Here is a 25,216-nt window from a genome sequence, read left to right as displayed (position 1 = left end):
TTTATTTTTTTATCTATATATTCGTAAAAGTTTAAATGTAATGTTTTATTGGTATTCATTCTTAAAATTTTTACTTCTCTTTGTCTTACTAAAAATGATTTAACTTCTTTTACTGTGGGTCATACAAATACAGAAAATACATACGAAGAGGTAAATAAGCTAAAAAACTTATTACAAGCCATATTGGACAGTTCTGATGTAGGAAATGTACTATTAAGCCCTGAGCAAAAAGTCTTATTTTTTAATAAAACAACTCAAAAGGATATTTTGCAACTATGGGGTAAGGAAATCGCTATTGGAGAAGATTTTTCGCCTTATGTTGCTCCTAATTTAAAAAATGAGTTTGAACAAGAATTTCAAAAAGCCCTCCAAGGACAAATCATTCATACAGAAAGAGAAATTACAGATGTTATGGGTAATAAGGTATGGCTTAGAGGCAAATACCTTCCTGTCTATCATTCTAACAATGAGTTATTGGGTATAAACTTTAGCATAGAGAATATAGACCAAAAAAAACGCGCTTCTGACTTGCTTAAAAAATCTGAAGAACTAATTTCAAAATCCTTTGGGGCTATTCCCGTAGCACTTGCAATTACCAATTTTGCTAACGGGCAAATCATGGAGGTAAATAAAGCTTGGTTGGAATTGTTAGATTTTGACTATGAAAATGTGATAGGAAAAACGCATACAGAACTTGGGGTGATAGATGAGCAAGCAAGACAGGCATTAAAAGAACGAATCACCATTAATGGATTTTCAGGACATATTGAGCTTACTATTCAAACAAGTAAAGGAACACCTAAAACAGTCTTGGCATCTTTGGAGAAATACGAAATTAGTAACACGCCTTGCATTTTATATACTTTGATTGATATTAGCCAAAGGAAAATCATGGAAAATAGTATAGCTACTGAAAAACAACAACTTACCAATATTATTCGTAGTGTAGGAGTAGGTACATGGGAATGGAATATACAAACGGGAGAAGTAAAGCATAACGAGCAGTGGGCAGATATGATAGGCTATACATTAAAGGAAATAACATCTCATACGATTCATACATGGGAAAGGTTCGTACACCCCGAAGACCTCAAGATAGCTAAGGCACTCTTAGCAAAGCATATAAGAGGAGAAACTGAAATATATGAATGTGAACTTCGCATGAAACACAAGAACGGAAATTGGATTTGGATATTGGACAAGGGCAAAGTTTTGGAATGGGACGCAGAAGGCAAGCCATTGAAAATGTACGGAATGCAACAAGATATTACCAATCAAAAATTGTTAGAAAGACAGCTACAACAAAAGAATGAAATGCTCGCCAATACGGAGGAGGAACTCCGGCAGAGTTTGGAAGAGGTTTATCAAGCCAACTTGCAGCTTGAGGCAAGCCAAGCCCGACTCAAAGCAGTAGTAGATAACTTTCCAGAAGGTTCTATTAGCTTGATAGATAAAGATTTAAAGTTTCTTTATACAGGAGGAGCGGGATACAAGAATTACCCTATTAATCCACAAGACTTTATTGGGAAACCAGTCAAAAGTATATTAATCAAAGAAATTTATCAGCAATTAGAAACTTGCCTGCCAGAAATCTTTGCAGGAAACACATGTACACATGAAGCAAATTTCGAGAATAAGACCTTTTTAAACGTTTACCAACCTATTTTAGATAAAAATCAACAAGTAAGCGCATTTGTCTTAGCTTCCTTTGACATTACCGAGCAAAAGCAAAGCGAGGAGAAAATTAGGCTGCAAAACGAAATATTAGTACGTCAGAACAATATTTTCAAAGAAATTGCATGGTTACAGTCCCACGATGCCCGCCGCCCTGTGGCTAATATTCTTGGCTTAGCACACCTGATTAAAACAGATGAGAAAAATGTACAGCAGTACATAGACTATCTATATAAGGCTACTGAAGACCTCGATGCCGTCATTCATAGAATCGTAGAACTAACACAGCAGATAGAAATGTATTAGTACGATGCTTTAAGGTATTAGTGCAAAACATCGTGTTGTATCTTAAACTTTCTTTATACCAAATCAGTTATGAATAAAATACAAATTAATTTTTTTATCATGAATGTTGTCATTATCTCTGGAAGTACACGTATCGGAAGACTGTCACACCAAGCAAGTATAGAACTACAAAAAAGATTTGCCAAAAGAGGAATCAGCACAGAAATAATAGACCTGAGCGAGTATAGATTTCCTATGTTGGAAGAAACTGCTAAGAAGCACCAAAATCCCCCTGAGGGTCTTAAAGCATTTGCTCAAAAATTAGAGGAAGCAGATGCCATGATTTTTGTTTCTCCTGAATATCATGGAAGTTACTCTGGCGCACTCAAAAACGCCATAGATTATGTTTGGAAAGAGTTTGACAAAAAGCCTATAGGAGTAGTAACAGCCACTACAGGCAAGTTTGGAGGGATTAATGCCTCTACACAAATGCAGCTACTTGTTCTTGCTCTGGGCGCCTTCCCTATGCCCTACAAGTTGCTTGTCCCTTTTGTAGATGAAGCCTTTGATGAAAATGGCATTTTGGTAAATGAAAGCATTGCTAAAAACTTTGAAAAGTTCATCAGCGAATTTGTTTGGTTTGCAGAGGCTATCGTAAGCCAGAAAGCTAAGCAAAAAGCCAAAGTTTTACTCTAAAACGAATTTTTTATACTAAAATCGATTTATTGAATTTTTTGCTATAATATTGACTCAACAAATCTGAGTGAATATGAGAAATCTATTACTTTTTATCATTACTTTTATTATTTTTACTTCCTGTAAAACAACATCTTACATTGCTTCTAACAAAAAATTTTCTGCTTATATACAGAAAAATCCAGCGCAGGCTAAAACATTGATAGGAGTAGCGGTGTATGACATGGACAAAGGAAAATACCTCTTAGCATACAACTATGATAAATATTTTACCCCTGCCTCTACTACCAAATTATTCACTTTTTACGCAGGCTTAAAAATCTTGGGCAACACTCCTAATCAGCAAGTTCCTGCACTACAGTATATTCAACGTACTGATTCTCTGATTATTTTTGGCACAGGCGACCCTACTTTCCTACACCCAGATTTTGCTCATGATGCAGTGTTTGACTTTTTAAAAAATAGCAAAGAAAAAATCTACTTTTCTGATACTCACTGGAAAGAAGTTCATTTTGGAGAAGGTTGGTCTTGGGACGATTATAACGAAGATTATTCGCCTGAACGTTCCGTATTGCCTATTTATGGAAATTTGGTAACATTCACTGCCCAATCAGAAAAGAATCTGAATACGCAGCCTAAGTATTTTGAAAGATTTACGAAAGAGGATAAAAACTTAGGCGAGGGACTGTTTGTGCAAAGGAAACTGAGAGAAAATGATTTTACCTATACTTTGCAAAAAGTACAAAAGACTCAATACCAAGAAGTTCCATTTATTACTTCTTCTATGCTTACCGCTCAATTGCTCAGCGATACTTTGAAAAAAGAGGTCAAACTTATCCAGTATCCCTATCAAAAATCCGCAGTAAAAGTATTAAAAGGTTTCCAAGCTGATAGCCTTTATCGCAGAATGTTACAGCCAAGCGATAATTTTTTAGCAGAGCAGATTTTGCTCATGTGTAGTAGCCAGATTGGAGAGGGCGTTATCAGTACGCAAAATGCTATAGATTTTATGCTCAAAAATCACCTTGCAGACCTCAGCGACAAGCCCAAGTGGGTAGATGGCTCTGGACTTTCTCGTATGAATCTCTTTTCTCCTCGCTCTCAGGTAGAGCTACTCCTGAAAATTTATAAAGAAGTCGCTGTAAGTAAGTCAGAAGAAGCTCGCCTATTCAGTATGTTAGCCATAGGGGGTAAAGCAGGCACACTGAGAAATTTGTTTAAAAATTACCCTCCCTTTGTCTTTGCTAAAACAGGTTCGTTGAGTAATAATTCTTGCCTAAGCGGCTACCTCATTACCCGCTCAGGTAGGAGATTGTGCTTCGCATTTATGAATAACCATTTTATGCAAGCCACCTCTACCATCAGGGCAGAAATGGAAAAGATTTTGACTAATTTTTATCTTAATTATTGAAATAAATTGGCTATTTACCACAAGCACACAAACATCACAAGTTTTTTATAATTTCTCTTGTGAATCTTGTGAACTTGTGGTAAAAAATATTTTTATGATTTGTAATTTTTAAGAGTATCCCAATAATTACTTTCTAAAAAATAAACCTCGTAGATAAAAACTTAGACTCGTGATGCTCTACAATATGGTTTAAAATGGCTTTGTTTTCCTCTGTTTGCTTAGTCGCTACCATAGTACGGATAGAAAATGCCCGCAAAGCATCAGTTACAGAAAGGGTATTCTCACCCGAATCCTTACGCCCCGCAAAAGGGAATGTGTCAGGACCTCGCTGGCACTGTGCATTGATATTTACCCTGCAAACCTGATTGACTAAGGGGTCTATGAGTTTAGCAATCTGTGTAGGGTCTGTCCCAAAAATGCTCAGCTGTTGTCCATGCTCAGACTCTATCATGTATTGGATAGGCTCCTCTATGTCATCAAAAGAAGCGATAGGAATCACAGGACCGAACTGCTCCTCTGTATATAATTTCATGCCTTTTTTGACTGGATAAAGCACCGCAGGGAATACAAAAGATTGATTCGTAAGTCCACCACCTTCGTTCATCACCTTCGCACCTTGACTTACGGCATCTTCTATACATTCCTTGATGTAGGCTGGTTTTTGAGGCTCAGGAAGCGGAGTAATTTGCACACCTTTCTCCCAAGGCATTCCTATCTTCAACTTACTTACTTCTTCGGAAAAGCGTTTGATGAAAACATCTTTGACTTTGTTATGCACAAAAATCATTTTCAAAGCTGTGCAACGCTGTCCGTTGAAAGACAAAGTACCTAAAATACATTCCTTGACCGTAGCTTCTATGTCTGCATTGTCCAAGATAATAGCTAAATTTTTTGCGTCTAATCCTAAAACAGCTTTCAATCTATTGGACTTAGGGTGTGATTTTTTCAATTTGTCTGCCACCTTGCTTGAGCCTATGAGAGTAAGTACGTTGATATTGCCCGTAGCAATCATAGGTCCTACGATGGTATTGCCTCTGCCATAGACTGTATTGACTACGCCTTTGGGGAAACACTGTCTAAATGCCTCTAAAAGAGGGTAATGCAACAAAGTTCCATGTTTTGGTGGCTTGAAAAGTACGGTATTGCCCATGATAAGTGCAGGAATCAAGGTAGCAAAAGTTTCATTGAGTGGATAGTTAAAAGGTCCCATGCAAAGCACTACACCCAAAGGTGCGCGCCGAATCTGTCCAATGATGCCTTGCTCTATGACAAAACGAGAGTGATTGCGGTCTAAGTCTTTCAAAGCGTCTATCGTATCGTAGTTGTACTGTACCGTTCTATCAAATTCTTTGACTGAGTCAGCATAAGACTTCCCTATTTCCCACATGAGCAAGTTTACAATCTCCTTTTTTTTCTCGGTCATCATGTTGGTAAACTTCTCTAAACAAGCGATTCGCTCAGGTATAGTCATTGTGGGCCACTCTCCCCTGCCGTGATTGTAGGCTTTTACTGCCGCTTCTAAGGCTTCTAAGGCTTCGACTTCTGTAGCCAAAGGATAGCTCCCTACCACTTTCTGCTCCAAGCCATTGGCTGTTTTTATGTACACAGGCGAAAGTACAGTGTGCATAGCACCGTTCCAAGTGCGCATTTCTCCATTCACCAAATATTCCTTTTGATGAATTGGCTCAGTTAAGTTAAACTCTTCGGGAATTTGAGATTCAGTAGGAAAAATGTTTGCAATTTGTTCGTTTAAAGACATGAGGTTTGTTGTTTTAGAAAAATTGTAAAAAATATTGTTTAAAATTTTACATTTAAAGAGATTTCAAAGATAAAATTAACAAATTTTTTATGAAAGTCAAGTATAGAATAAAAAATTAAAATATAATGAAGCAAATCCAACTCAGCATAAAAATTCTAATTTCTTTGCTACTTTTGTGCTTTGAAAAGGCATTATTGGGCAAACTTTATACAAATTCATGTCGCGAAAGAAATTACAGAGATTTGAGGAAAACCAGCAAAATGAGCGTGTTATCCAAGCAGGTAAACCTAACTATCAAACTATCAAAGGCAAATGGCATAGCGATTTTTTTAAAAATAACAACCCTATTGTATTGGAGCTGGCGTGTGGGCGAGGCGAATATTCGGTAGCTTTGGCACAAAAGTTCCCTGAGAAAAATTTTATTGGGGTCGACCTCAAAGGTGCAAGGATATGGAAAGGGGCTGTTACAGCAGATAAGCTAAGATTAAAAAATGTAGGTTTTTTGAGAACTATTATAGAAAACTTAGACCAGTTTTTTGAGCAAGGAGAAGTATCTGAAATTTGGCTGATTCACCCCGACCCCCAGCCCAAACTCAGAGATGCCAAGCGAAGACTCACCAGCCCAAGATTTTTGAACTTATATCGCCAGATTGGCAAGCCCGATATGTGGGTACGCCTGAAAACAGATAGCGAGTTACTATACCAATACACATTAGAAATTCTTGAAAATGAGGCTATTAGTGATTTAGTTCATACTGATAATTTATACGAGTCGCCCTTGTTAGCAGACCATTTGGACATCAATCAGCAAGCTATCAAAACAAAATACGAAAATCATTTTTCAGAAAAGGGACACTCTATTCATTACATCAAATTCAAATTAAAGGAAGCAGCAACTAACTCAAATCCCTAATTTATGGCAGAAAGGAGTAGCATTTTTGATATGATAGGTCCTATTATGATAGGTCCCTCGAGTTCGCATACGGCAGGAGTAGTTAAAATTGCTCGCACTGCCGTAGGCATATTAGGCGGAATCCCTGACGAAGCAGAAGTTACTTTTTATAACTCATTCGCAAGGACTTACGAAGGTCATGGGAGCGATAGAGCGATTATTGCTGGTTTGTTGGACTATGCCACTGACGATGTGAGAATCAAAAACTCCTTTGACTTTGCCAAAGAAGCAGGACTAAAATATACTTTCAAAGCAATAGGAAGTTCCTCTGTCATGCACCCCAATACCATCAAACTGAACATTAGAAAAGGAGAGAAAAGCATTGAACTCATAGGAATTAGCAAGGGAGGAGGTTTGATACACATAGAAGAAGTCAATGGGTTTACCGCCAATTTTTCTGCTTCCTTGCATACGCTCATTATCCTTACTTTGGACATAAAAGGAGCTATCGCCTTCATTGCAAGTATCTTAGCCCAAGATGATGCCAATATAGCTACTATGTCCGTTTCTCGCAAGGGCAAAAATGACTTTGCCTGTCAGTTCATAGAGTTGGATTCTGACATTCGCCCAATTTCTTTGGAGTACATCAAAAATTTGTCTTGGGTAAAAGAAGTCAATTACTTACTTCCTGTGAGATAAATTTTTCTAAAAAATCTTGTAAAGCCTCTATTTCTTCCTGAGTAATCGCAGGGAAGTTAGCAATGCGAAAGGTGTTATTTTTCCATTTTCCATAGCCGTTTCCTAAGATAATGCCTTGATTTTTAGCTTTTTCTTTTATTGCTTTGATGAAATTTTCTTCTCCCTGTACGGCAATGACTGTATCTGAGCGTGTGTTGGGATTTTTCCCTAAAACAGAAAAATAAGACTTTTCTAAGAAACCATACCAATTTTTTGCTTGTTCTTTTATTTGTTTACTTACCAAATCAATAGGCAAGACATCGTTCAATACACGATTCAATAGGTAAATATTCAGCACATTAGGTGTATAATTAGTTTGCCAATTTTGCATATTCTCGTAAAGAAAAATAAAGCTATTATAATACTTTTTTTCATTAATTTCCATTCCTTTTCTTATGGCTTTGGGAGAGCAAACCATCATACCCAATCCTGCGGGTAAGCCAAAGCATTTTTGCACCGAAGCAAAAGTAATGTCTGCATAGTGCCAATTTATTTCAATCCCTCCTAAGCTGGAAGTAGCATCTAAAGCAATAAGGCTGTTTTGGTATTTTTTTGAGATTTGGGCAATAGTTTCATTACTTACTTGTGTGCCGTTAGAAGTTTCATTTTGGGTGAGGCAAACAGTATCTATTTCAATAGTAGGTAAGAAATGAATATTTATTTCTTCATTAAGTCCAAAGGGAAAACTTTGGGCTTTTTCATTGATTTTCAAGGTATATTCATACCACTTTTGCCCGAATGCACCATTAAAGATATGCAAACTCCCTTGAGGAGAAAGCGATTGGGCAATGATTTCCCAAGATTCAGTCGCAGAAGAAACAAAGAAAATAGTGTATTCTTGCGGAATATGCAACTTTTCTTTTAAGAAAGAAATAGTTGATTTTGAAAGATTTACAAATTCTTGGCTGCGGTGATTCAAACTGAGTATCCCACTGTCGTAAGCATCTGATAAGTACTGACGAACAGTAGGATACAATTTAGAAGGACCAGGGTAAAAATAGAGCATACTTTATCAATTCTTCCCTTGAAAATAAAAATAGACCATACCTAATAAGGCGATAAACAAGCCACCACACTCACGAGATTCTTCTATGTAGGGCTTATCGGGTGCCATGCCGTACAGCAAGCTAACATCTGAATGATTGGAAAGCCAATCATATACACTTGGAAGTAGATATAACATACCTGATCCGCAAATGAGTATGCCTATCAGCGTAGGTATTTTGTAAAACTTTTGCATGAAAGCCAAAAAACCGATAACTGCCACGTATCCGTAAATACTTACCCAGATAGCAGGGTCAGGGTCGTTGAACTGAAAATAGGCAAATAGGGCAAATAAAAGGGCTAAAACAAGGCTAATGATTCTTTTGACCATATTCTGTTATTTTTTTTCTGCCAAACATTTGAAAACTTCTCTGTAAAAGTCAGGGTGAGATTGCCAAGTTTGGGCAGTAACTATATTTTTATCTCTGACCGCCTCCAAAGTGCTGTAAGTACCTCCATTTCGCTCCACCTCAGACCTGACGTGTTCGTAACAAGTAAGACAGTTCCCATCAGCGAGTCCTGCATTGATAAGTACCTGAATACCATGACAAATAGCCCATACCCATTTGCCTTTTTGATGAAACTGCTGCACTAAGTCGAGAAGTTTAGTGTTATGACGCAAGTACTCAGGAGCGCGTCCTCCCAAAATCAGGACAGCATCATAGTCGCTTTCTTTGACTTCATCTATTGTTACTTGGGACTCCATGCCGTAGCCTTGTCGCTCTACATAGGTATCCCAGCCTTCCTCAAAGTCGTGCATGACTAAGTGCAGCCTACGCTTAGAGGGTGCAGCGATAACAGGTCTGTCGCCTGCCTCTAAAAAACGGTGGTAAGCATACCACGCCTCATAACTTTCTCCTCCATCGCCTGTAACAATTAAAATTTGATTTGCCATAGTTTTAGTTTTTTGATTTATTGATGAATACGATATAAATATTTGGGTTATCCTGCCATTACTCCATTTCCCTTAGCATGCCTAATTTTGTACTCATTAAGTTCCTGCTCATAATCTTTCACTTTTCTTTGGAGTTCGTCCTGAACAGCCATTAGTTCCTCTAAGTTTTGTCGCATTTCTTCTTCTTGGGTGCGAAGTTGCTCTGACATCAGTTGGGATTCGGTGAGTAGATGTTTGGTTCGTTCATTGTTTTTAATGATAGAAACAGAGGAAGCAATATTTTCTGCTAATTTCTTTAAAAAATCAATTTCATGTTTTTCAAAAACATTAAAAGAGGCTAATTCAATGACCCCAAAAACCTCATCATTAAAAATCAGAGGAAGTATCATAATACAGCGAGGATTGCTCTCCCCCAGACCAGAGGTGATTTGAATGTAGTTATTAGGAATATCTGTTAGGAAAATGACATCTTTTTCAATCCATGCTTGCCCTACCGAACCCTCACCCAAGTCCACACGTTTCTTGATGAACTTTTGCTTGTTCCAAGCGTAACATGAAATAAGTTGTAAGTGTATGTCATCTTTAAGGTCATCATTGACAATGAAAAAGCTACCTTGGTTTGCTCTTACAAATTTGACCAAAGCAGCCATCAAATGATTGGCTAATTCATTGACAGAAGTGTTGTAACGCCTCAGCATATCACTAAACAAGGCATTTCCCTCATTTGCCCAGTAGCGTTTTTTATCTTCTTCTGCCACTTTTTTGAGGTTATCACGCATTTCCATCAGTGCATTCCCCAAAACATCTCTGGCACTTAGGGGAGTAAAAGATGAGTCAAAATTGCCTCGCCCAATGTCCTCGGCAAACTGCGAAGTAGCATTTAAGCCTGTGATAAGTTGATTGACAGATTTGCTCATGTCGCCGATTTCATCATTAGAAATTTTCTCGACCAGTTTGGGCTGTTCTCCTCTGCCTAAAGCATCTATCAAGACTTTGAGGTTTTGGATTGGTTGAGTAATCTTATTAGCCGCAAAAAAGGACATACCTAAACCTATCAACACAACTATCCCCAAAGAAAAAATTAGCCCTGTGGAAAGATTATCAAAAGAGTTCAAAATATTCTGACGAGCAATCTGTTTTTCTTGCTTTTTAAGTTGGAGCAGTTGGTCTATCTGAGCAAGAATTTTGTTAGATTGGGGGATAACAGAGGTTTCTAAAATGTCTTCTGCTTCCGATTTGATGACAAAGTCATCGTAATCTGAAAAACTCGCCAACTTTTTCATAATGTCCTCTTGGCTGTCTTTGAGAAATTCAAAGTTGAGCAGAATCTTGCTAATTTCGTTGTACTGTTCCTTACTTCCCCAAATATCGGCATACTTTTCGAAATTGGCTTTCATTACGGGATATTCTTCGGTATGAATCTCTTTCAATATGGTTTTGCCTTCCTCATCTTTGCGTTGGAATACCCAGTTGAGTGTGTACATTTTAGAGCGCAGTACTAAGTCTTTGAAGTCATTGAGCAAAATAACAGACTGGTCTTTGTCCTCAAAAAGTCCTGTAACTATCTCACGAGAGTTGTTGATAGTACGAAAGATAAAAATAACATTAATGATAAAAAATATGATTAATGCAACAAAGCCAAGCAAAATTTTTCCACGAATGCCTAAACGTGTTCTAAGCATATCAACAATTTTTATAATTCAAATTTGACAAATTTTTAGCATATAAAGAATAAGATATAGCTAATATTTTTGTTTACCTTTTCCAACTTTTCATGCCTTGATAGAAAATACCTCCACCTACGGCAGAAAATATACTTCCCATAAATCCTAATATTAATGCCCCAAACCAATTTTCCATAAAGCTATCAATACGAGATTCTTGCGGATTGTTCAGGTTTACTATTACATCTACAACTTCCCCCTTGTCAAATGCAGGAGGGTTACTTGCTACCGAGCCATAGATTTGAACGGTCTGGTTATTGAGTTGAAACTCTACTACGGGAGTATAAACACTCCCTCCCTTGCTCCCTCGCGACCTTTGCATTTCTACCACAGTCCCTTTCACTCTAAAAGCACTTTTTTGGGCTTGAATAGTATCATAAAAAAAGTAGATAGCTAAGGAGAGTAATAACAAACCAACGCCACCAAATATTCCTCCAAAAAGCAATAAAAAAGCTTTGTCGCTATTTCCTGACATAATAAATAAAGTTTGGATTAAATGGGAAAATGGATAAATTTTTGATAAAAAATTCCACTTTATTATTAAAAGTGGAATTGATTGATAGATTTGATTGAAAGCCATTTACCATGTACTTGCTTTCAAGTCTTTGGCGGCTCTGAGAATATCTCTACGGCTTACCTGCCCAAGCAGTTTACCATTTTCTACTACTGGGAATCGCCTGTAATTGGAGCTAAGAAACATATTGGCAACATCAAGTACGTCTTTGTCTGGGGTAATAGTAGCTACATTGACGGTCATATAATCAGCTACACACCTAATTCCTACCGGTTCGTTGTGATAGGCACTCGAAATCATCACTCTCAAACAGTCTTTCTCAGAAAGCAAACCGATAAGTTTGCCATTGTTGTCAAGTACAGGTGCGCCAGAAATCTTGTGCTTGAGCATTAGGTCTATAGCTTCGTAAATATCTTGCTCAGGTCTAAATGTGATTAAGTCCTTCGCCATGTATTTGGTCACAGATTCATATTTAATCAGTTTTGCAGTTTTACTCTCGTCTTCTGCTTTTCTTGGAGTGAAGTTCATAGGCTAACAATTTTTAGATTTAGTAAATTATACGATAAAATATTGAAAATCAATAGAAAAGTTTAAAAAATAAATTTTTGGCAGAAAGATTTATATTAAATTAATAAGAAAAAATGTTTTTTTACAAATTTTTTAAAATCATTTCAAAAAATTTTGATAAATAGACCGAACACTTTTAGTTACTTCAAAAGCAATTCATAATTATCTGCATCTAAGTAAGCTGGGAATTTTTCTCTGAAAGTAGATAATTCGCTGTATTTGAGCGTTATGGTAGCTATTGTAGGTATATCTTTTTGATAGAAAAGTTCATTGCCTTTGGCATCTATTATTGCCGACTCTCCTGTGTAAGCGATGCCATTGCCGTCCTGCCCTACCCTATTCACCCCTATTACGTAAGAGAGATTTTCTATGGCTCTTGCCCTCAATAAGGTATTCCAAGCATTGGCTCTTGGCTGCGGCCAATTGGCTACATAATATAAGCAGTCATATTTTAAAGTTGGTGCGTTCCTACTCCACACAGGAAATCGCAAGTCATAGCAAATCAAGCCACAAAAGTTCCAACCTTTCCACTGATTGATTACTAAGCTCTGCCCCATAGCATAATATTGATGCTCACCAGCCATACGGAAGAGGTGCCGCTTGTCATAAAAAGTAAAATTCCCGTCAGGTTGCATCCAAAGCAAGCGATTAAAATATTGGTCTTTTTCTTTGACGATGTAACTGCCTGTAACGACAGCCTTCGTTTGTGCGGCTTGTTGTTTTATCCATTTGAAAGTAGTCAAGTTCATAGGCTCTGCTAAGTCTTTGACATTCATAGTAAAGCCTGTGCTGAACATCTCTGGTAGGACGATGAGGTCAGTATTCCTACTTATCTGCCAGATTTTTTCCTCAAACATTGCTAAGTTAGCTGGGATATTTTCCCAATGTAGTTCAGACTGTATCAGTGTGATAGAGATTTCTTCTGTGGGAATTTTGTTCATTTTCTTACTAAGGTTACGTATTTTTGCAAATATAGGAGATTTCAAATGAAGAAACTAAGCATCGTTACTGTAACTTATAATGCCGCTCAGGTATTGGAAAAAACCATTCAAAGCATCATTACCCAATCTTATTTTCCTCAAATAGAGTATATTATCATAGATGGCAAATCCCAAGACCATACAACAGAAATCATTAAGAAATATGAAAAATACATTACGCACTGGGTAAGCGAACCCGACAGAGGCATTTACGATGCCATGAACAAGGGCATACAAATAGCACAAGGGGAATGGATTAACTTTATGAATGCAGGAGATACGTTTACAAGCCCTAAAATTGTAGAGCAGGTATTTCAGTATGCCAAAGAATCCTCAGAAATCCTTTATGGGAATTATGTCATCAGTTTTGAAAATTACCTCAAACCTAAATATACTCCCAAAGTTTTAAAGGATTTATACAAAGGTATGTTGCTTAATCACCAAAGTACATTCATCAAAACAGACTTAGCTAAAACGCATTTGTACGATACCAGCTTCCGATTTGCCTGCGATTACGAACAACTCTTTCATTTTTATCAAGCAGGAAGAATATTCCAGCATATCGACCTTTTTATTGCCGAGTTCAAAGCAGGCGGTACTTCTACAAAGCACAAAATCAATTACCTAAAAGAATGTCAAAGTATTGCAAGTCAGACTTACCCCCAGTCAAAAAAGTATTATCAAAAACAAATCCTTTATGCAAAGTTTGTGATGTGGACAGAAAAGTTGCTTCCTACCCACCTTTTTGAGGGTTTGATGAGTCTGAAGAATTTTAAGTAATTCTTCGCAAACTATGTACTTTTGACGTCCTGTTAGAATATTATGACCTCTAACATAGACTAAAAAGCGTTATTCTATCCCATGATTACCTTTGTTGTTCACCACCTTTGGTTTGCCTTTATATACTACACCTCCCTTATCTTTGGCATCCATATAGATAGTTTCTGAGGCAAATACTCTCACATTACTTTTGTCATTGGCTTTCACATTGACTCTTTGGGCTTCGTAATCAAAAGCATCTATCTCGGCTCTATCGCTGGCAAAAATAGATAAATACTCTCCTTTGCCTGCCACATCAATTTCTGAGCGGTCTTTGGCTACTACGTTCAACTTAGCTATCTCCGCATTTACCTCGCACTCTGAGCGGTCAGCGAGCGTAATGTTCATTTCTTTTTCTTTGAATCCATTTAAGGTAGCGTTAGATGAGCTTTTGAGAGAAAGGCTACTCATGGAGGGCATACTTATATAAATTTTTGCCTTATATCTGAGCCATTTTTTTACTTGATTGGAACTTGTCTTAAAACCTATCTTTAACTCCTCGCCATCTTGTGTTATTTTTATATCTTTGATTATCTTGTCTTCACCGTCAAGTACTATGGAAAAATCTTTCCCTCCTTCTATTTCCACTTCCAAGTTATCTCTGACTTCTATTTTCTTAAAACCTTTGAAGTCCTTGATTTCTTGGGTAAATATTTCTCCACTTTCGTTTTCACTACTTTCATCTTGTTCTTCATCTATCTCCTCTTGCTTTTCCATTACTTTTTCAGGACAGTTCAAGCATTTTAGTCCGTTTTCATCAAAAGTCCAGCGATGCTCCTTTTTCAACTCCTGCCTCCCATAACCAAATGGGTGCAGGGTATGACGTAGGATTTCTCCTAAATCTTCTTGCATCGCAAACTCTTTGCCGTAAGGAATAAAAAGTTCCATGCTTACATTTTGCGCCCTAAAAGCTGCATTTTCTTTGAGAAAGAAAGTTTTATCAAAAAGTAGAGAATCGCCTTTATCTTTTATATTATAAATCACTGTTTGTGCATTTTTGTTAGCATCTTCTTGGCTTGCTCCACGAGCCTCTACCTTTTGCACCAACTTCATCTCCTTGCCTTCGTATCCTCTAAGTGTTAATTTTACTAAGTTCAAACCTTCCTTGGTATCTTCTAAGCCAAGCGTAATAAGAGGAGCATCTGCTTTGTAAGTCTTAATCTCTTTATAGTTACCTTCTACTTGGAAAGACTGCACAAAGGGAGGAATAGTCGCCGCCGCCCCTAACAAACCTAATACCCATATACTAAATAAAGTCCAAGCCGCTGCCGTGCTTACTACTTTGCGTCTGGCAATCAAAGATACCCCCGTAATGCCTAAGGTGAGGAAGGGAATAAGTAAAATAAAAACAAGTGCTACCAAACCACCTAAGGGAACACTTTGCCTAACTAAACTGAGTGGAATACCATCTATAGAAGCGTGGCTTGCCGCAGGTACAGAAAATAATCCTAAGAACATGGCTAAGAAGATAAGCAAACCTAACACTATGGCAAAAGAACTCATCGTCAGAACGCTCCCTGCCAATACCCTAATAGTTTCAAAGATAAAATTACCTAAGGGCTTGAAGTTTTCTGTCAGGAAATTAAAAATCTTAGCGATAATTTGGAAAGGGAAAACTAAGATTTTGGCAAAAATATTTTCCTCATCGTCTTCGCTTATATTAAAACTTTCCTTAATCTTTTTCTCTATATTAGAAAGGGTAACAGGTTCTCCTTCCATTTGCATTTTTTCGGTCAGGGTCTTTGCTTCTGGGGTAATTGCCCACAAAATCAGGTATATGATAAAGCCTGTTCCCCCCAAAGGAATCCCTAATACAAAAAGCAAGCGAATGATAGTTTCATCTGCCCCAAAGTATGCTGCTAAGCCACTTGCTACCCCTCCTAAGATACGCTTATCTGGATTGCGGAATAGTTTTTTGATTTTTGTATCCTCGGGCAGGTTGTCAGACACAGGCGTAACTATCCACAAAGCAATGTAGGTAATGAGGGCGATAGTAGGAATAATCTCTGCCCCAAATACACCTAAAAAAGTCGCAGCAAAAATCAAACGAATCCAAAGAGGGTCAATACTAAAATAATGAGCAATGCCTGAGGCTACACCAGCAATCAACTTGCGTTTTAGGTCGCGGTATAGCTTCTTTTTCTCATTTGTTTGCCCACCCTCTGTCGCACCCTCCTCGTGGGAGTAATGAAAGCTACTCTCCTCAAAAGCAAAATCACTCTGATAATTAGCATGCTGTTTTTGCTTTTGTTGCTTGCTTTCACCTTCCATTACCTCAAAATCATCTACCGTACCCATAGTGGCTATCAGTTCCTGCACATCTTCTACTGTAATTACCTGTTTATGTTGCCCTAATTTAGAAAGAAAAATCTCCGCAATGCGATTTTCTATGTCAGCAATAATCTCCTCACTCTCCTCATAAGTAGAAAAATATTGATGAATACTGCTCAAATAACTTTTTAACTTGTCATACCCATCTTCCTCGATGTGAAAAATGATACCGCTTATATTGATGCTTATATTTTTTTTCATAACACTCGTGTAATTCAAAGTTTGTGGTTTTTATACGTGATTGACGATAGTATTAGTAGATGTTACCAACTCATTCCAAGTGCTTCTAAGCCCTTGTAAAAACTGATTTCCTTTGTCCGTAAGAGTATAATATTTTCGTGGAGGTCCAGAGATAGATTCTACCCATTTATAATCCACCAGACCTGCTTTTCTTAGGCGAGTAAGCAAAGGGTAAAGTGTTCCTTCTACTACCATGATCTTAGCATTCGTCAGTTCCTCAAGCATATCAGAGGCATATACCTCCCCTCTGGCAATAATGCTCAATATACAAAATTCTAATACTCCTTTTCGCATTTGTACCTGTGTATTTTCCAAGTTCATAGTCTTTTCTTAAAAATGGTTGAGTAACCTGATTAAAAATGATTTTTTCAAAATCACGCTATGGCTCTTAGCCTCTTTGGCAGTAACTTGCCTATGAAGTAAATTTTCCATGAAAGTAAGAAGTTTAAGTTTTTATATAAATTATTAAAGTACCTTGTAATACCAAGTATTTTTTCAAAAAAAATATGTTTTAACTGTTGTAGATTCTCTCGATATAGTGCTACTTTTTCTTAGCTGTCAACCCCACAGGTATCTTTAAATCCCCTTTACCATACATATTGATATAAATATCTAAGGTATCCGAAGCCCCTTCCCAACTTACCCTATATCTATCAAGCAGTCCCATGTTGTCAAAAGTTCCATTAGGGGTTGAGAAAGCACAACAGTTTCCTGCCCTATAATAAATCATTTCCTCTCCATTCGGTCCCAAAAGTGCGTTTAAAAATCTTCTTTCGTTTCTCGGTCCACTACCCTCTTCTGCTCCACCTACTTTTATCGGATTGGATTTGTCGTATCCGTAAGATTTGTCATTTGACTTTTCATTTAACAGATAGGTGTTTTCATCTAAGAACTCTACCTCCTGAGTTCGAGTATCTCCCGTTGCCCTGTTTGATGCTACTCCCTTCTTTTGCGAGGCACACCCAAACAGGATTAATAAGCCTATTAAAATCAGCAAGTTTTTCATAATACTAACATATACGCAACAAATATATAAAAAGTTACCTTGTATTACCAAGTAGTTGGTAAAAAAATTTTTGTTTTATGGTAAAAATCATTTTATATGAAGTGATAAAATCTAAAAAACTATCTCAAAGGGCTTTGAAAATATAAAACTTTTGTAGGTTTGTTTGATTTTCATTGGCAATATTTTGCGATACAATCATAAAAAAGAAATTAGCAAGAACTTTAAAAATAATACTATGGGGTATTTTGATTCATCAAAAATATTTTCCTATATCCAAAGCCTTGCAAAACACCTTTAATCAAAAAAACAATGAATCATAGTTTTGGACTCAGGCAAAGTGATTTAACAACTATATGCCATGCATTATCGAAGTATCCAGAGGTACAACAAGCCTATATATTTGGTAGCCGAGCCAAAGGCAACTACAAAAATGGCTCTATTAATCGGACAGGAAAGGTGTTTTATGAAATAGATAACCATAAAATTCTTAATTTTACATAAACCTATGATAAAAAAAATACTTCTATCTCTCGTGTTGTTGCTGTTGTTAGTAGTGATAATCTTAGCAGCAGGGCTATTTTTTGTAAAAAATAAACTAAATAAAACAGCAAATCCTATTACCGTTTACGAAAACTTCCCTTTGGAAGAGGGTAAGCACACTATCATGTGTCTTTTTGCTCACCCCGACGATGAGATATCCATAGCAGGTACGCTTTGCCAACTCAGTCAAAATCCTCAAAATCAAATCATAGGCATTTACTTGACCAGAGGGGAGGCGGGCGGCACAGGAGGACTTGTCCCCCAAGAGCAACTCGGCGAGGAGCGCACCAAAGAATTAGAGAACTTAGCAAAAGTAGTAGGCTACAAGCATTTAGAAATTTTAGGTTTTCCAGATGGCAAATTAAATCAGGCGGAGGTAGATACAGTAAAAATGCGCATTTTGGAAGCTATCTATCGCTATCGCCCAGACATCATGATTTCCTTTGATGACAGAGTAGGGCTGTATGGACACCCCGACCACTTGCTTGCAGGTAAATGGGCAAAACAGATTTGTGAGGAAAACATGAAAAATGATAGCTTTCCTATACAAAAACTCTATTGCCCTACCCTCTCCCAAGGCATGATAGAAATAGCTCTTTCTATTGCTGAAACTTTCAAACGCAACTATCCTCAAGACCCAGAAAAAGGCTTGCCTCCCGCCTCTTTTGCCGTTAATATTAGCTCTGTAGGCGAGTGTAAACTGCAAGCTATCCAAGCACACCGCACTCAAAAAAGAACTTTTACCGATGTATTCCCTTTGTATGACCAAGTTCCTCCATTTTGGTATTTTAGGCTTTTTGACAAAGAATACTTCACTCTACAAGTAGAAAAGTAAAAATCACTATACTCCTTGCAAAAGTGTTTTTTTATCGCCTCACCCCTGCCCCTTCTCCTTCTGAGAAGGAAAATAGGTACTTTCGCAAGAACTCTACTGATTAAATTTTGACCGTAATATTTTCTGTTTGGAAAAACAAATAAAAATCTATACTTTTACTATAGATAAAAACTACTGACTATGCAATTCATCATAGATGTTTTAGAACAACCCTACAACTGGTTTTATTCCTTTTCCATTTTTGTTTCCTTAGGGATTTGGTTAGTTTCTGCCTTAGGTATTTTCCATAGTGATACAGGAGCAGATGTGTCGCATGATGTTCATGTAGAGGGAGGTTCTTTTTTTGACGGCATAGGCGAAGCCATTGGCTTTGGCATGGTGCCAACTTCTGTTTTGCTTACGCTAATTTTGTTTTTCCAAGGAGTTACAGGCATTACTTTGAATGAGTGGCTATTGAGCCTTTTTGCTCCAGAGGGAGCGATGCGTTACCTTGTCTTAGGAGGTAATTTTTTAGCCTCTTTGATTGTAGGAATGGTATTGGCTGGGGTAGTTAGTCGACCTCTACGTTATATTTTTAAAGATTATGGAACTGTAACCAAAGCAGAGTCAGTGGTGGGGAAAATCGCTCAAGTTACCTCTGGCAAGGTCAGTACAGAATTTGGACAAGCTACCTTGAAGTTAGAAGACGGCAATACCATAGAAATAGCAGTCCGAATTACAGAACAGCAGAATCAGTTAGAATATGGACAAAAACTACTCATCTTAGATTTTGACAAAGAAAGAAATGTTTATTTGGTAGAAAAATATGATTGATGTGTTTTTTGTATTAATTTGCAAACATAAAACAATCATTTACATAATTCCTTAGTACACATGAGCTTACAGTCTTTTACAGAACAAGTAGCAAAAATTGCATCTACTGCCACAGGACTCAAAGGTTCTGTCAAATTTTCATTCAATGAAGGGGTAGTTTTTATAGACCCTACCCAACAACCGTATGCGGTGAGCAATGACAATAAAGACGCAGACTGCACGATTAGTCTTTCCTTAGACGATGCAATGAAGTTGCTTAGCGGTGAACTTAATCCTGTTACCGCTTTTATGTTTGGAAAACTAAAAGTGAGCGGAGATACAGGAATTGCCATGAAAATTGCACAAATTATTGGGAAATAAATAGCTGTATCAGCAGTAAGGCTATTTGTCTGATAGTTTGAGAAAGGGTAAAATTTCTAAAAATTTTGCAAATTCCCCTACTTATGTATAGACACACGCTTGGCAGTTATACCTATACCTTTGAAAGCCTAAAAACCCTCATGGCAAAGGCTACTCCCCTGCGCTCAGGCGACCAGTTGGCAGGAGTAGCCGCATCAACTTATCAAGAGCGTGTTGCTGCTCAACTTGCTCTTGCTGAGGTGCCTTTGAAAACTTTTTTACAAGAAGTTCTCATTCCTTACGAAGAAGATGAGGTTACTCGCCTCATTATAGACACCCATGATGCAGAGGCTTTTCAAGCCATTGGTCATCTTACCGTAGGAGATTTTAGAAATTGGTTACTTTCAGACAAAGCCACTACAAATACATTAAAGCACATAAGTCAAGGAATTACCCCTGAAATGGCGGCAGCTGTTTCCAAAATCATGAGCTTGCAAGACTTGATTTTGGTAGGTGCAAAGTGCGAAGTCATTACCCAATTTCGCAACACTATCGGACTAAAAGGGAGGTTTTCTACACGCCTCCAGCCCAACCACCCCACAGATAGCTTGAAAGGCATTGCTGCCTCTATCTTGGACGGGCTGATGTATGCCAATGGAGATGCAGTCATTGGGATTAATCCTGCAACTGACAACGTACAGGCTGTAATTCGTCTTTTAGAAATGCTTGATAAGCTGATAGTTCAGTATCAGATTCCTACGCAGTCCTGTGTACTTTGTCATGTAACTACTGCGCTTTTGGCAATCGAAAAAAATGCGCCAGTGGATTTAGTATTTCAGTCGATTGCGGGTACAGAAAAAGCAAATCAGAGTTTTGGAGTTTCGCTAAGCCTACTCCAAGAAGCCTACGAAGCAGCATTGTCTTTGAAAAGAGGAAGCATTGGGAACAATGTCATGTATTTTGAAACGGGACAGGGAAGTGCGCTTTCTGCCAATGCCCATCATGGACTCGACCAACAAACCTGCGAAGCAAGGGCTTATGCAGTAGCAAGGCACTTTAACCCTCTCTTAGTCAATACGGTAGTAGGTTTTATAGGACCTGAATATTTATTTGACGGCAAGCAAATCATTAGGGCAGGTTTGGAAGACCATTTTTGCGGAAAACTCTTAGGCTTGCCTATGGGCTGCGATGTGTGCTATACCAATCATGCAGAAGCAGACCAAGACGATATGGATAACTTGCTTACGCTCTTGGCTACTGCGGGCTGTACGTACATCATGGGTGTACCAGGCGCAGACGACATCATGCTTAACTATCAAAGCACTTCTTTTCACGATGCCTTGTATATCAGAAAGTTACTTGGACTGCGCCCTGCACCAGAGTTTGAAACATGGTTGATAAACATGGGCTTGATGGACAGGAATTTTTCTTTGTCCACCTCCCAATCCTTGCTATTAGACTACCATAAGCAATTTTAATCTATGTATTTTCAAAAGTTTAACTTCCTCAGTTTCTTTGCTTTCCAACCTGTAACAGCTACGACTAATAAAGTCATGCAACCGCCGAAAATAACAGAAGGCACTACGCCCATGAGTTTGGCGGCTGCCCCTGATTCAAAAGCCCCAATCTCATTGGACGAGCCTATAAAAATACTATTAACTGCCGAAACCCTGCCTTTCATATTTTCAGGGGTCAGAGTTTGTAACAAAGTGCTTCGGATAATGACGCTTATGCTATCAAATGCACCACTCAAAGCCAGCACCAACAGTGAAAGCCAAAAGTTGGTAGAAATAGCAAAAACTATCATACAAAGTCCAAAACCTGCCACCGACCAAAGCAGTACCCCTCCCGCATTTCTTTTTACAGGGCGGTAAGTAATCAAAAACATCATCAATACCGAGCCAATAGCAGGGGCTGACCTCAAAAATCCTAAACCTTCTGCCCCTACGTGCAGAATATCTGAGGCAAAAATAGGCAATAAGGCTACTGCTCCACCGAATAGTACTGCAAACAAATCTAAGGAAATAGCACTGATAATCAGCTCATTACCAAAAACAAACTTGATTCCTTCTTTTAGGCTCTGACCTATAGGCAAGCGGTCTGACTTAGGGGGAACAGGCTTTGCCGCTATCAACAAACAAAAAACAATAGAAAAAAGTACTAATACCGTTTGGATACTGTAAGTAATCGTAATTCCTAAAAAACCATAGAGAAGCCCCGCCAAAGCAGGACCTCCAATAGTAGCCACTTGCCAATTGGAACTGTTCCAAGTTACTGCACTTGGCATCTCTTCTTTGCTGACTATCTGCGACATAAAAGCAAAGTTAGCAGGAGCAAGAAAGCCACGCGCCAAACCTGTAATGAATATCGCTAAGTAGATAGGAGCAGTTCGGGAGATACCTACCTCTTTAATAAAAGTTTGGTAAGAGTCAAAAGTGCTGAATGTCAAAGCCATAGCACTCAATAACAAACCTATGTAAGTAATTAAAATGATATTGCGGCGATTGCTGATGTCCACCAAGTAGCCTGCATACAAGGTTACACTCATGGCAGGAATAGCCTCTACCAAACCTATCAAACCCAAAGAAAGCGGGTCTTTGGTAATTTCGTAAATCTGCCAACCGACTACGACGGATTCTATTTGTACGGCTAAGGTAATGCAAAAACGCATCGCCAAGTAATAACGAAACTCTGGAAGGCGCAACGCCAAGTACGGGTCGTGGGACATGAAATTTGCTTGTAAAATGATTGGGTGCAAAAATACAAAGAAATAGGAATTTTAAAACGCCCGCTTAATGAATTGTTACTCTACTGACAAGCAACTTAGCTACTTAAAGAAGCAAAAATTGTAGATTTCACTATAAATCGTTGCTATGATATACAATCTTATGAATAATCATGTCGAGTTCTTTAGTTGCACGATACAAGTGTTCTAAATAAATTTCTATGCCCTCATAACTACTCTCCTCATTCATCAGGTTCACTAAGCCTAAGATATTTGCTACAGGGCGTCGTATCTCATGGGACTGTATCCATGCTATTTTCTCCAATTTCTCATTTTTAGAGCGAATCTCCTCCTCGCGTTGCTTTTGTGCAGTAATGTCAATAATAGAAAGCACAAACTTATCTATTATATCTTTGGGTTCATCAATGATAGGGCTGAGAGTATTCATATATACTTTATTTTCACGAGTTACCTCAAAATGGTGCAAATTACCAGCGAGTATGCTGGGTAGTAACTCTATTATCTTACAAGATGTATCAGCAGGAAATATACTACTGATAGATTGCCCAATAAGTGTCAAAGGATTAATACCAAGCGTTTGATATATTTTACCCCCTGTATATAATATTTGTAAGTTTTTGTCTATCAAACTAATAGAGCCATCAGGAAAATTGTTTGCTAAGATAGCTAATCTTCTTTCACTTTCTAATAATTCGTCTTCTACTTTTTTCCAATGTGTTATGTCTATGGCGTTATATGCTACCCCAATAATTTGGTGGCTATCATCAAAAACAGGACTGTAGGTAACATCGAGCCAATATTTTTTCCCTCCTACTTCCAAGAGTTCTTTTTCTACAAATACTTTTTCCCCTGTAAATGCCTTCTCGATATTAGCTTTGAAACTATCCTGAGCATCAGGCATTACGTATTCTAAGCAATTATCTCCTTCTTGGGGTTCTTTCCCAAAAAGTTTGTTAGCAGCTTCCTTCATTTTCTTGTTAATGCTCAACATTTCAAAACTACGACCTATAAGAGCTATGCTACTAAAGCGACTGTCCAAAATTCCTCGTACTTTTGATTCGGAATATCTAAGCTGCTGCTCTGTTCGCTTCCGACTGTCAATGTCTAAGGCACTAAAAGATACACCTATTAGGCGACCCTGCTGGTCATAAGCAGGAAAAAAAGCAAACTCAAACCACTTTTTAAATTTTTCTTTTAAGTAGATTTCCCTTTCTACTGTTACCTGCTCGCCTGCTAAGGCACGGTTAAAGTTCTGAAAAAAGCTTTCTTCTGTTTCTTTTAAAATAAAACCTCTAAAATCATCGCCTTCCTTTACTTCTCTATTCATGAGAGTAAGGTAACTTTTTCTGGCGGTTTGGTTAGTGCTAAGTACTTTCAAGTCAGGGCTAAGTAGTATGTAGATGACAGGCGAACTGTCCAGTATAGCCTTTAATTTATTTTGGGCATCGGATAGACTTTCTTCTATTTGCTTGCGTTTGTTGATGCTAGTAAAAGTGAGTGTAATCCCTAATAATTTTCCTTGCTTGTGATAAGCAGGCACGTAGGCAATTTGAAAGTAAGACTTAGGCACGCCTTCTTGAAGTGCAAACTCCTCCTCTACTAATACAGTTTTTCCTGCAAGTGCTTGGTAAAAATTTTTAAAAAAGTTCTCTTCTGTACCTTTTATAAGGTATTGGCGGAAGTCATGTCCCTCCGCTGGTTCTTTGCCAAAGATAGATTTAATGAGCTTTTTAGCACTCTTGTTGATACTCAGTATAGCAAAATCCGAGCTAATCAAATACTTATAATTAGGGGAGCAGTCTATGATAGCTCTTAATTTGCTTTCAGAATAGACTAATCTTTCGTAATTTTCTTTTTCTTTGACTTTCAAATTTTCTTTTTCCGTATCATCATTTCCTACACACAAAATACCTATTGCTTGTTGGTTTTCATCTTTGAGCAATGAAAACTCCCACTCAGTCCAATAAAAATCTGCTAAGTTTTCTTGAGGCTTTCTTATCTTTACAATCGTTGTTTTGTTGGGGTGAGAAATGCAGTACAGAGCAGCTTCATTACATTTATTTATGTCTTCGTAATGGATAGTAATAGCAAAGTCTAAACCTAAAAAATTTTCTGTAATAAAAGAATAACGCTCTTGAAAAAGTTGATTCACAAAAACATATTTACCTGCCAAATTAGTAATACAAACGTAATACTGCTTAGAGTTTTGTAAGTAGGTTGGTACAAAACGCTTAAAGTACTCATAATCAATATTAATATTTATAGGTAGGTTCATTTATACTCAATAAAAATTGGTTTTGGTTTTAGGGATATGAAAATTCCAAGAAATTAAGGTTTCTAATTCCTGCTTATATTGGGCAATATGGGT

At 37.7% G+C, this 25,216-nt stretch carries 23 protein-coding genes; 10 read left to right on the top strand and 13 right to left on the bottom strand.

The annotated features are described in order from the left end of the window. Nucleotides 1–114 precede the first annotated feature (114 nt). The 3 genes from BM141_RS04660 (at nucleotide 115) to BM141_RS04650 (ending at nucleotide 4,066) form a co-directional block, all read left to right on the top strand. Nucleotides 115–1,980: a PAS domain S-box protein gene (locus BM141_RS04660; protein WP_177217260.1), complete on the top strand. Its 1,866-nt coding sequence runs from the start codon at nucleotides 115–117 to the stop codon at nucleotides 1,978–1,980. A 69-nt stretch (nucleotides 1,981–2,049) separates the two neighbouring features. After that, nucleotides 2,050–2,655 carry an NADPH-dependent FMN reductase gene (locus tag BM141_RS04655; RefSeq protein ID WP_091540863.1) on the top strand — a complete coding sequence of 202 codons (606 nt, stop codon included), beginning with the start codon at nucleotides 2,050–2,052 and terminating at the stop codon, nucleotides 2,653–2,655. 73 nt (nucleotides 2,656–2,728) lie between these two features. Next, the gene (locus BM141_RS04650) at nucleotides 2,729–4,066 is read left to right on the top strand and encodes a D-alanyl-D-alanine carboxypeptidase/D-alanyl-D-alanine-endopeptidase (protein WP_091540860.1); all 1,338 of its coding nucleotides are present in this window, start codon (nucleotides 2,729–2,731) and stop codon (nucleotides 4,064–4,066) included. A 133-nt stretch (nucleotides 4,067–4,199) separates the two neighbouring features. On the opposite strand, the gene BM141_RS04645 is transcribed toward BM141_RS04650, so the two are convergent. Continuing rightward, nucleotides 4,200–5,825: an NADP-dependent glyceraldehyde-3-phosphate dehydrogenase gene (locus BM141_RS04645; protein ID WP_091540856.1), complete on the bottom strand. Its 1,626-nt coding sequence runs from the start codon at nucleotides 5,823–5,825 to the stop codon at nucleotides 4,200–4,202. A 217-nt stretch (nucleotides 5,826–6,042) separates the two neighbouring features. Between BM141_RS04645 and trmB the strand changes: the two genes are divergently transcribed. Both trmB and sdaAB read left to right on the top strand, forming a co-directional pair. Beyond that, complete coding sequence (gene trmB / locus BM141_RS04640) at nucleotides 6,043–6,738, top strand: tRNA (guanosine(46)-N7)-methyltransferase TrmB (RefSeq protein WP_091540852.1); 696 nt, start codon at nucleotides 6,043–6,045, stop codon at nucleotides 6,736–6,738. Nucleotides 6,739–6,741: 3 nt separating this feature from the next. Further along, a complete protein-coding gene (gene sdaAB / locus BM141_RS04635; protein WP_091540849.1) occupies nucleotides 6,742–7,416 on the top strand; it encodes an L-serine ammonia-lyase, iron-sulfur-dependent subunit beta in 675 nt (224 codons plus the stop codon). On the opposite strand, the gene BM141_RS04630 is transcribed toward sdaAB, so the two are convergent. The 7 genes from BM141_RS04630 to BM141_RS04600 form a co-directional block, all read right to left on the bottom strand. Beyond that, the gene (locus BM141_RS04630; protein WP_091540845.1) at nucleotides 7,391–8,461 is read right to left on the bottom strand and encodes an aminotransferase class V-fold PLP-dependent enzyme; all 1,071 of its coding nucleotides are present in this window, start codon (nucleotides 8,459–8,461) and stop codon (nucleotides 7,391–7,393) included. The genes sdaAB and BM141_RS04630 overlap by 26 nt on opposite strands. A 6-nt stretch (nucleotides 8,462–8,467) precedes the next feature. Continuing rightward, complete coding sequence (locus BM141_RS04625) at nucleotides 8,468–8,830, bottom strand: transmembrane 220 family protein (protein ID WP_091540841.1); 363 nt, start codon at nucleotides 8,828–8,830, stop codon at nucleotides 8,468–8,470. A 6-nt stretch (nucleotides 8,831–8,836) separates the two neighbouring features. Further along, on the bottom strand, nucleotides 8,837–9,394 hold the full coding sequence (locus tag BM141_RS04620; protein ID WP_091540838.1) for a DJ-1/PfpI family protein: 558 nt from the start codon (nucleotides 9,392–9,394) through the stop codon (nucleotides 8,837–8,839). A 47-nt stretch (nucleotides 9,395–9,441) separates the two neighbouring features. Further along, entirely contained in the window at nucleotides 9,442–11,076 is a 1,635-nt protein-coding gene (locus BM141_RS04615; RefSeq protein WP_091540831.1) for a GAF domain-containing protein, read from the bottom strand. A gap of 73 nt (nucleotides 11,077–11,149) precedes the next feature. Beyond that, nucleotides 11,150–11,593, bottom strand: a complete 444-nt coding sequence (locus BM141_RS04610; RefSeq protein WP_177217259.1) for a DUF3592 domain-containing protein — start codon at nucleotides 11,591–11,593, stop codon at nucleotides 11,150–11,152. 105 nt (nucleotides 11,594–11,698) lie between these two features. Then, on the bottom strand, nucleotides 11,699–12,160 hold the full coding sequence (locus BM141_RS04605; RefSeq protein ID WP_091540821.1) for a CBS domain-containing protein: 462 nt from the start codon (nucleotides 12,158–12,160) through the stop codon (nucleotides 11,699–11,701). Nucleotides 12,161–12,339: 179 nt separating this feature from the next. Then, nucleotides 12,340–13,140: an amidohydrolase gene (locus BM141_RS04600; protein WP_245763981.1), complete on the bottom strand. Its 801-nt coding sequence runs from the start codon at nucleotides 13,138–13,140 to the stop codon at nucleotides 12,340–12,342. Nucleotides 13,141–13,185: 45 nt separating this feature from the next. Here BM141_RS04600 and BM141_RS04595 point away from each other — a divergent pair, with 45 nt between their 5' ends. Beyond that, a complete protein-coding gene (locus tag BM141_RS04595) occupies nucleotides 13,186–13,959 on the top strand; it encodes a glycosyltransferase family 2 protein (protein WP_091540819.1) in 774 nt (257 codons plus the stop codon). Between the two features lie 69 nt (nucleotides 13,960–14,028). On the opposite strand, the gene BM141_RS04590 is transcribed toward BM141_RS04595, so the two are convergent. From BM141_RS04590 to BM141_RS04580, 3 genes are all read right to left on the bottom strand, one after another. Continuing rightward, nucleotides 14,029–16,530 (bottom strand): PspC domain-containing protein, encoded by a 2,502-nt coding sequence (locus BM141_RS04590; protein ID WP_091540816.1) that lies wholly within the window; start codon nucleotides 16,528–16,530, stop codon nucleotides 14,029–14,031. A gap of 30 nt (nucleotides 16,531–16,560) precedes the next feature. After that, the gene (locus BM141_RS04585) at nucleotides 16,561–16,890 is read right to left on the bottom strand and encodes a PadR family transcriptional regulator (RefSeq protein ID WP_091540815.1); all 330 of its coding nucleotides are present in this window, start codon (nucleotides 16,888–16,890) and stop codon (nucleotides 16,561–16,563) included. A gap of 220 nt (nucleotides 16,891–17,110) precedes the next feature. Continuing rightward, nucleotides 17,111–17,575 (bottom strand): hypothetical protein, encoded by a 465-nt coding sequence (locus BM141_RS04580; protein WP_091540812.1) that lies wholly within the window; start codon nucleotides 17,573–17,575, stop codon nucleotides 17,111–17,113. A 505-nt stretch (nucleotides 17,576–18,080) separates the two neighbouring features. Between BM141_RS04580 and BM141_RS04570 the strand changes: the two genes are divergently transcribed. From BM141_RS04570 to BM141_RS04555, 4 genes are all read left to right on the top strand, one after another. Then, on the top strand, nucleotides 18,081–18,950 hold the full coding sequence (locus BM141_RS04570) for a PIG-L deacetylase family protein (RefSeq protein WP_091540809.1): 870 nt from the start codon (nucleotides 18,081–18,083) through the stop codon (nucleotides 18,948–18,950). Nucleotides 18,951–19,130: 180 nt separating this feature from the next. Continuing rightward, nucleotides 19,131–19,763 (top strand): OB-fold-containig protein, encoded by a 633-nt coding sequence (locus tag BM141_RS04565; RefSeq protein ID WP_091540807.1) that lies wholly within the window; start codon nucleotides 19,131–19,133, stop codon nucleotides 19,761–19,763. A gap of 60 nt (nucleotides 19,764–19,823) precedes the next feature. Continuing rightward, entirely contained in the window at nucleotides 19,824–20,123 is a 300-nt protein-coding gene (locus tag BM141_RS04560; RefSeq protein WP_091540802.1) for an SCP2 sterol-binding domain-containing protein, read from the top strand. An 83-nt stretch (nucleotides 20,124–20,206) separates the two neighbouring features. Further along, nucleotides 20,207–21,580: an ethanolamine ammonia-lyase subunit EutB gene (locus BM141_RS04555; protein WP_091540799.1), complete on the top strand. Its 1,374-nt coding sequence runs from the start codon at nucleotides 20,207–20,209 to the stop codon at nucleotides 21,578–21,580. Between the two features lie 11 nt (nucleotides 21,581–21,591). On the opposite strand, the gene BM141_RS04550 is transcribed toward BM141_RS04555, so the two are convergent. Next, complete coding sequence (locus BM141_RS04550; protein WP_091540797.1) at nucleotides 21,592–22,830, bottom strand: MFS transporter; 1,239 nt, start codon at nucleotides 22,828–22,830, stop codon at nucleotides 21,592–21,594. Nucleotides 22,831–22,960: 130 nt separating this feature from the next. After that, nucleotides 22,961–25,123, bottom strand: coding sequence for a PAS domain S-box protein (locus BM141_RS04545; protein ID WP_091540794.1), 2,163 nt, complete (start codon nucleotides 25,121–25,123; stop codon nucleotides 22,961–22,963). Nucleotides 25,124–25,216 lie beyond the last annotated feature (93 nt).

The organism is Thermoflexibacter ruber (genome assembly GCF_900113045.1).
GTDB lineage: Bacteria > Bacteroidota > Bacteroidia > Cytophagales > Thermoflexibacteraceae > Thermoflexibacter > Thermoflexibacter ruber.
Note: the sequence above shows the minus strand (reverse complement) of the source record. Positions and strands in the feature narration are given on the sequence as shown.

Bases quoted from the DNA above. Each gene is read 5' to 3' on its own strand.
- BM141_RS04555 (WP_091540799.1), top strand. From the start codon at position 20,207: ATGTATAGACACACGCTTGGCAGTTATACCTATACCTTTGAAAGCCTA.
- sdaAB (WP_091540849.1), top strand. From the start codon at position 6,742: ATGGCAGAAAGGAGTAGCATTTTTGATATGATAGGTCCTATTATGATA.
- BM141_RS04545 (WP_091540794.1), bottom strand. From the start codon at position 25,123: ATGAACCTACCTATAAATATTAATATTGATTATGAGTACTTTAAGCGT.
- BM141_RS04615 (WP_091540831.1), bottom strand. From the start codon at position 11,076: ATGCTTAGAACACGTTTAGGCATTCGTGGAAAAATTTTGCTTGGCTTT.
- BM141_RS04605 (WP_091540821.1), bottom strand. From the start codon at position 12,160: ATGAACTTCACTCCAAGAAAAGCAGAAGACGAGAGTAAAACTGCAAAA.
- BM141_RS04630 (WP_091540845.1), bottom strand. From the start codon at position 8,461: ATGCTCTATTTTTACCCTGGTCCTTCTAAATTGTATCCTACTGTTCGT.
- trmB (WP_091540852.1), top strand. From the start codon at position 6,043: ATGTCGCGAAAGAAATTACAGAGATTTGAGGAAAACCAGCAAAATGAG.
- BM141_RS04645 (WP_091540856.1), bottom strand. From the start codon at position 5,825: ATGTCTTTAAACGAACAAATTGCAAACATTTTTCCTACTGAATCTCAA.
- BM141_RS04565 (WP_091540807.1), top strand. From the start codon at position 19,131: ATGCAATTCATCATAGATGTTTTAGAACAACCCTACAACTGGTTTTAT.
- BM141_RS04595 (WP_091540819.1), top strand. From the start codon at position 13,186: ATGAAGAAACTAAGCATCGTTACTGTAACTTATAATGCCGCTCAGGTA.
- BM141_RS04655 (WP_091540863.1), top strand. From the start codon at position 2,050: ATGAATAAAATACAAATTAATTTTTTTATCATGAATGTTGTCATTATC.
- BM141_RS04610 (WP_177217259.1), bottom strand. From the start codon at position 11,593: ATGTCAGGAAATAGCGACAAAGCTTTTTTATTGCTTTTTGGAGGAATA.
- BM141_RS04600 (WP_245763981.1), bottom strand. From the start codon at position 13,140: ATGAACAAAATTCCCACAGAAGAAATCTCTATCACACTGATACAGTCT.
- BM141_RS04650 (WP_091540860.1), top strand. From the start codon at position 2,729: ATGAGAAATCTATTACTTTTTATCATTACTTTTATTATTTTTACTTCC.
- BM141_RS04620 (WP_091540838.1), bottom strand. From the start codon at position 9,394: ATGGCAAATCAAATTTTAATTGTTACAGGCGATGGAGGAGAAAGTTAT.
- BM141_RS04585 (WP_091540815.1), bottom strand. From the start codon at position 16,890: ATGAACTTGGAAAATACACAGGTACAAATGCGAAAAGGAGTATTAGAA.
- BM141_RS04550 (WP_091540797.1), bottom strand. From the start codon at position 22,830: ATGTCCCACGACCCGTACTTGGCGTTGCGCCTTCCAGAGTTTCGTTAT.
- BM141_RS04560 (WP_091540802.1), top strand. From the start codon at position 19,824: ATGAGCTTACAGTCTTTTACAGAACAAGTAGCAAAAATTGCATCTACT.
- BM141_RS04570 (WP_091540809.1), top strand. From the start codon at position 18,081: ATGATAAAAAAAATACTTCTATCTCTCGTGTTGTTGCTGTTGTTAGTA.
- BM141_RS04580 (WP_091540812.1), bottom strand. From the start codon at position 17,575: ATGAAAAACTTGCTGATTTTAATAGGCTTATTAATCCTGTTTGGGTGT.
- BM141_RS04590 (WP_091540816.1), bottom strand. From the start codon at position 16,530: ATGAAAAAAAATATAAGCATCAATATAAGCGGTATCATTTTTCACATC.
- BM141_RS04625 (WP_091540841.1), bottom strand. From the start codon at position 8,830: ATGGTCAAAAGAATCATTAGCCTTGTTTTAGCCCTTTTATTTGCCCTA.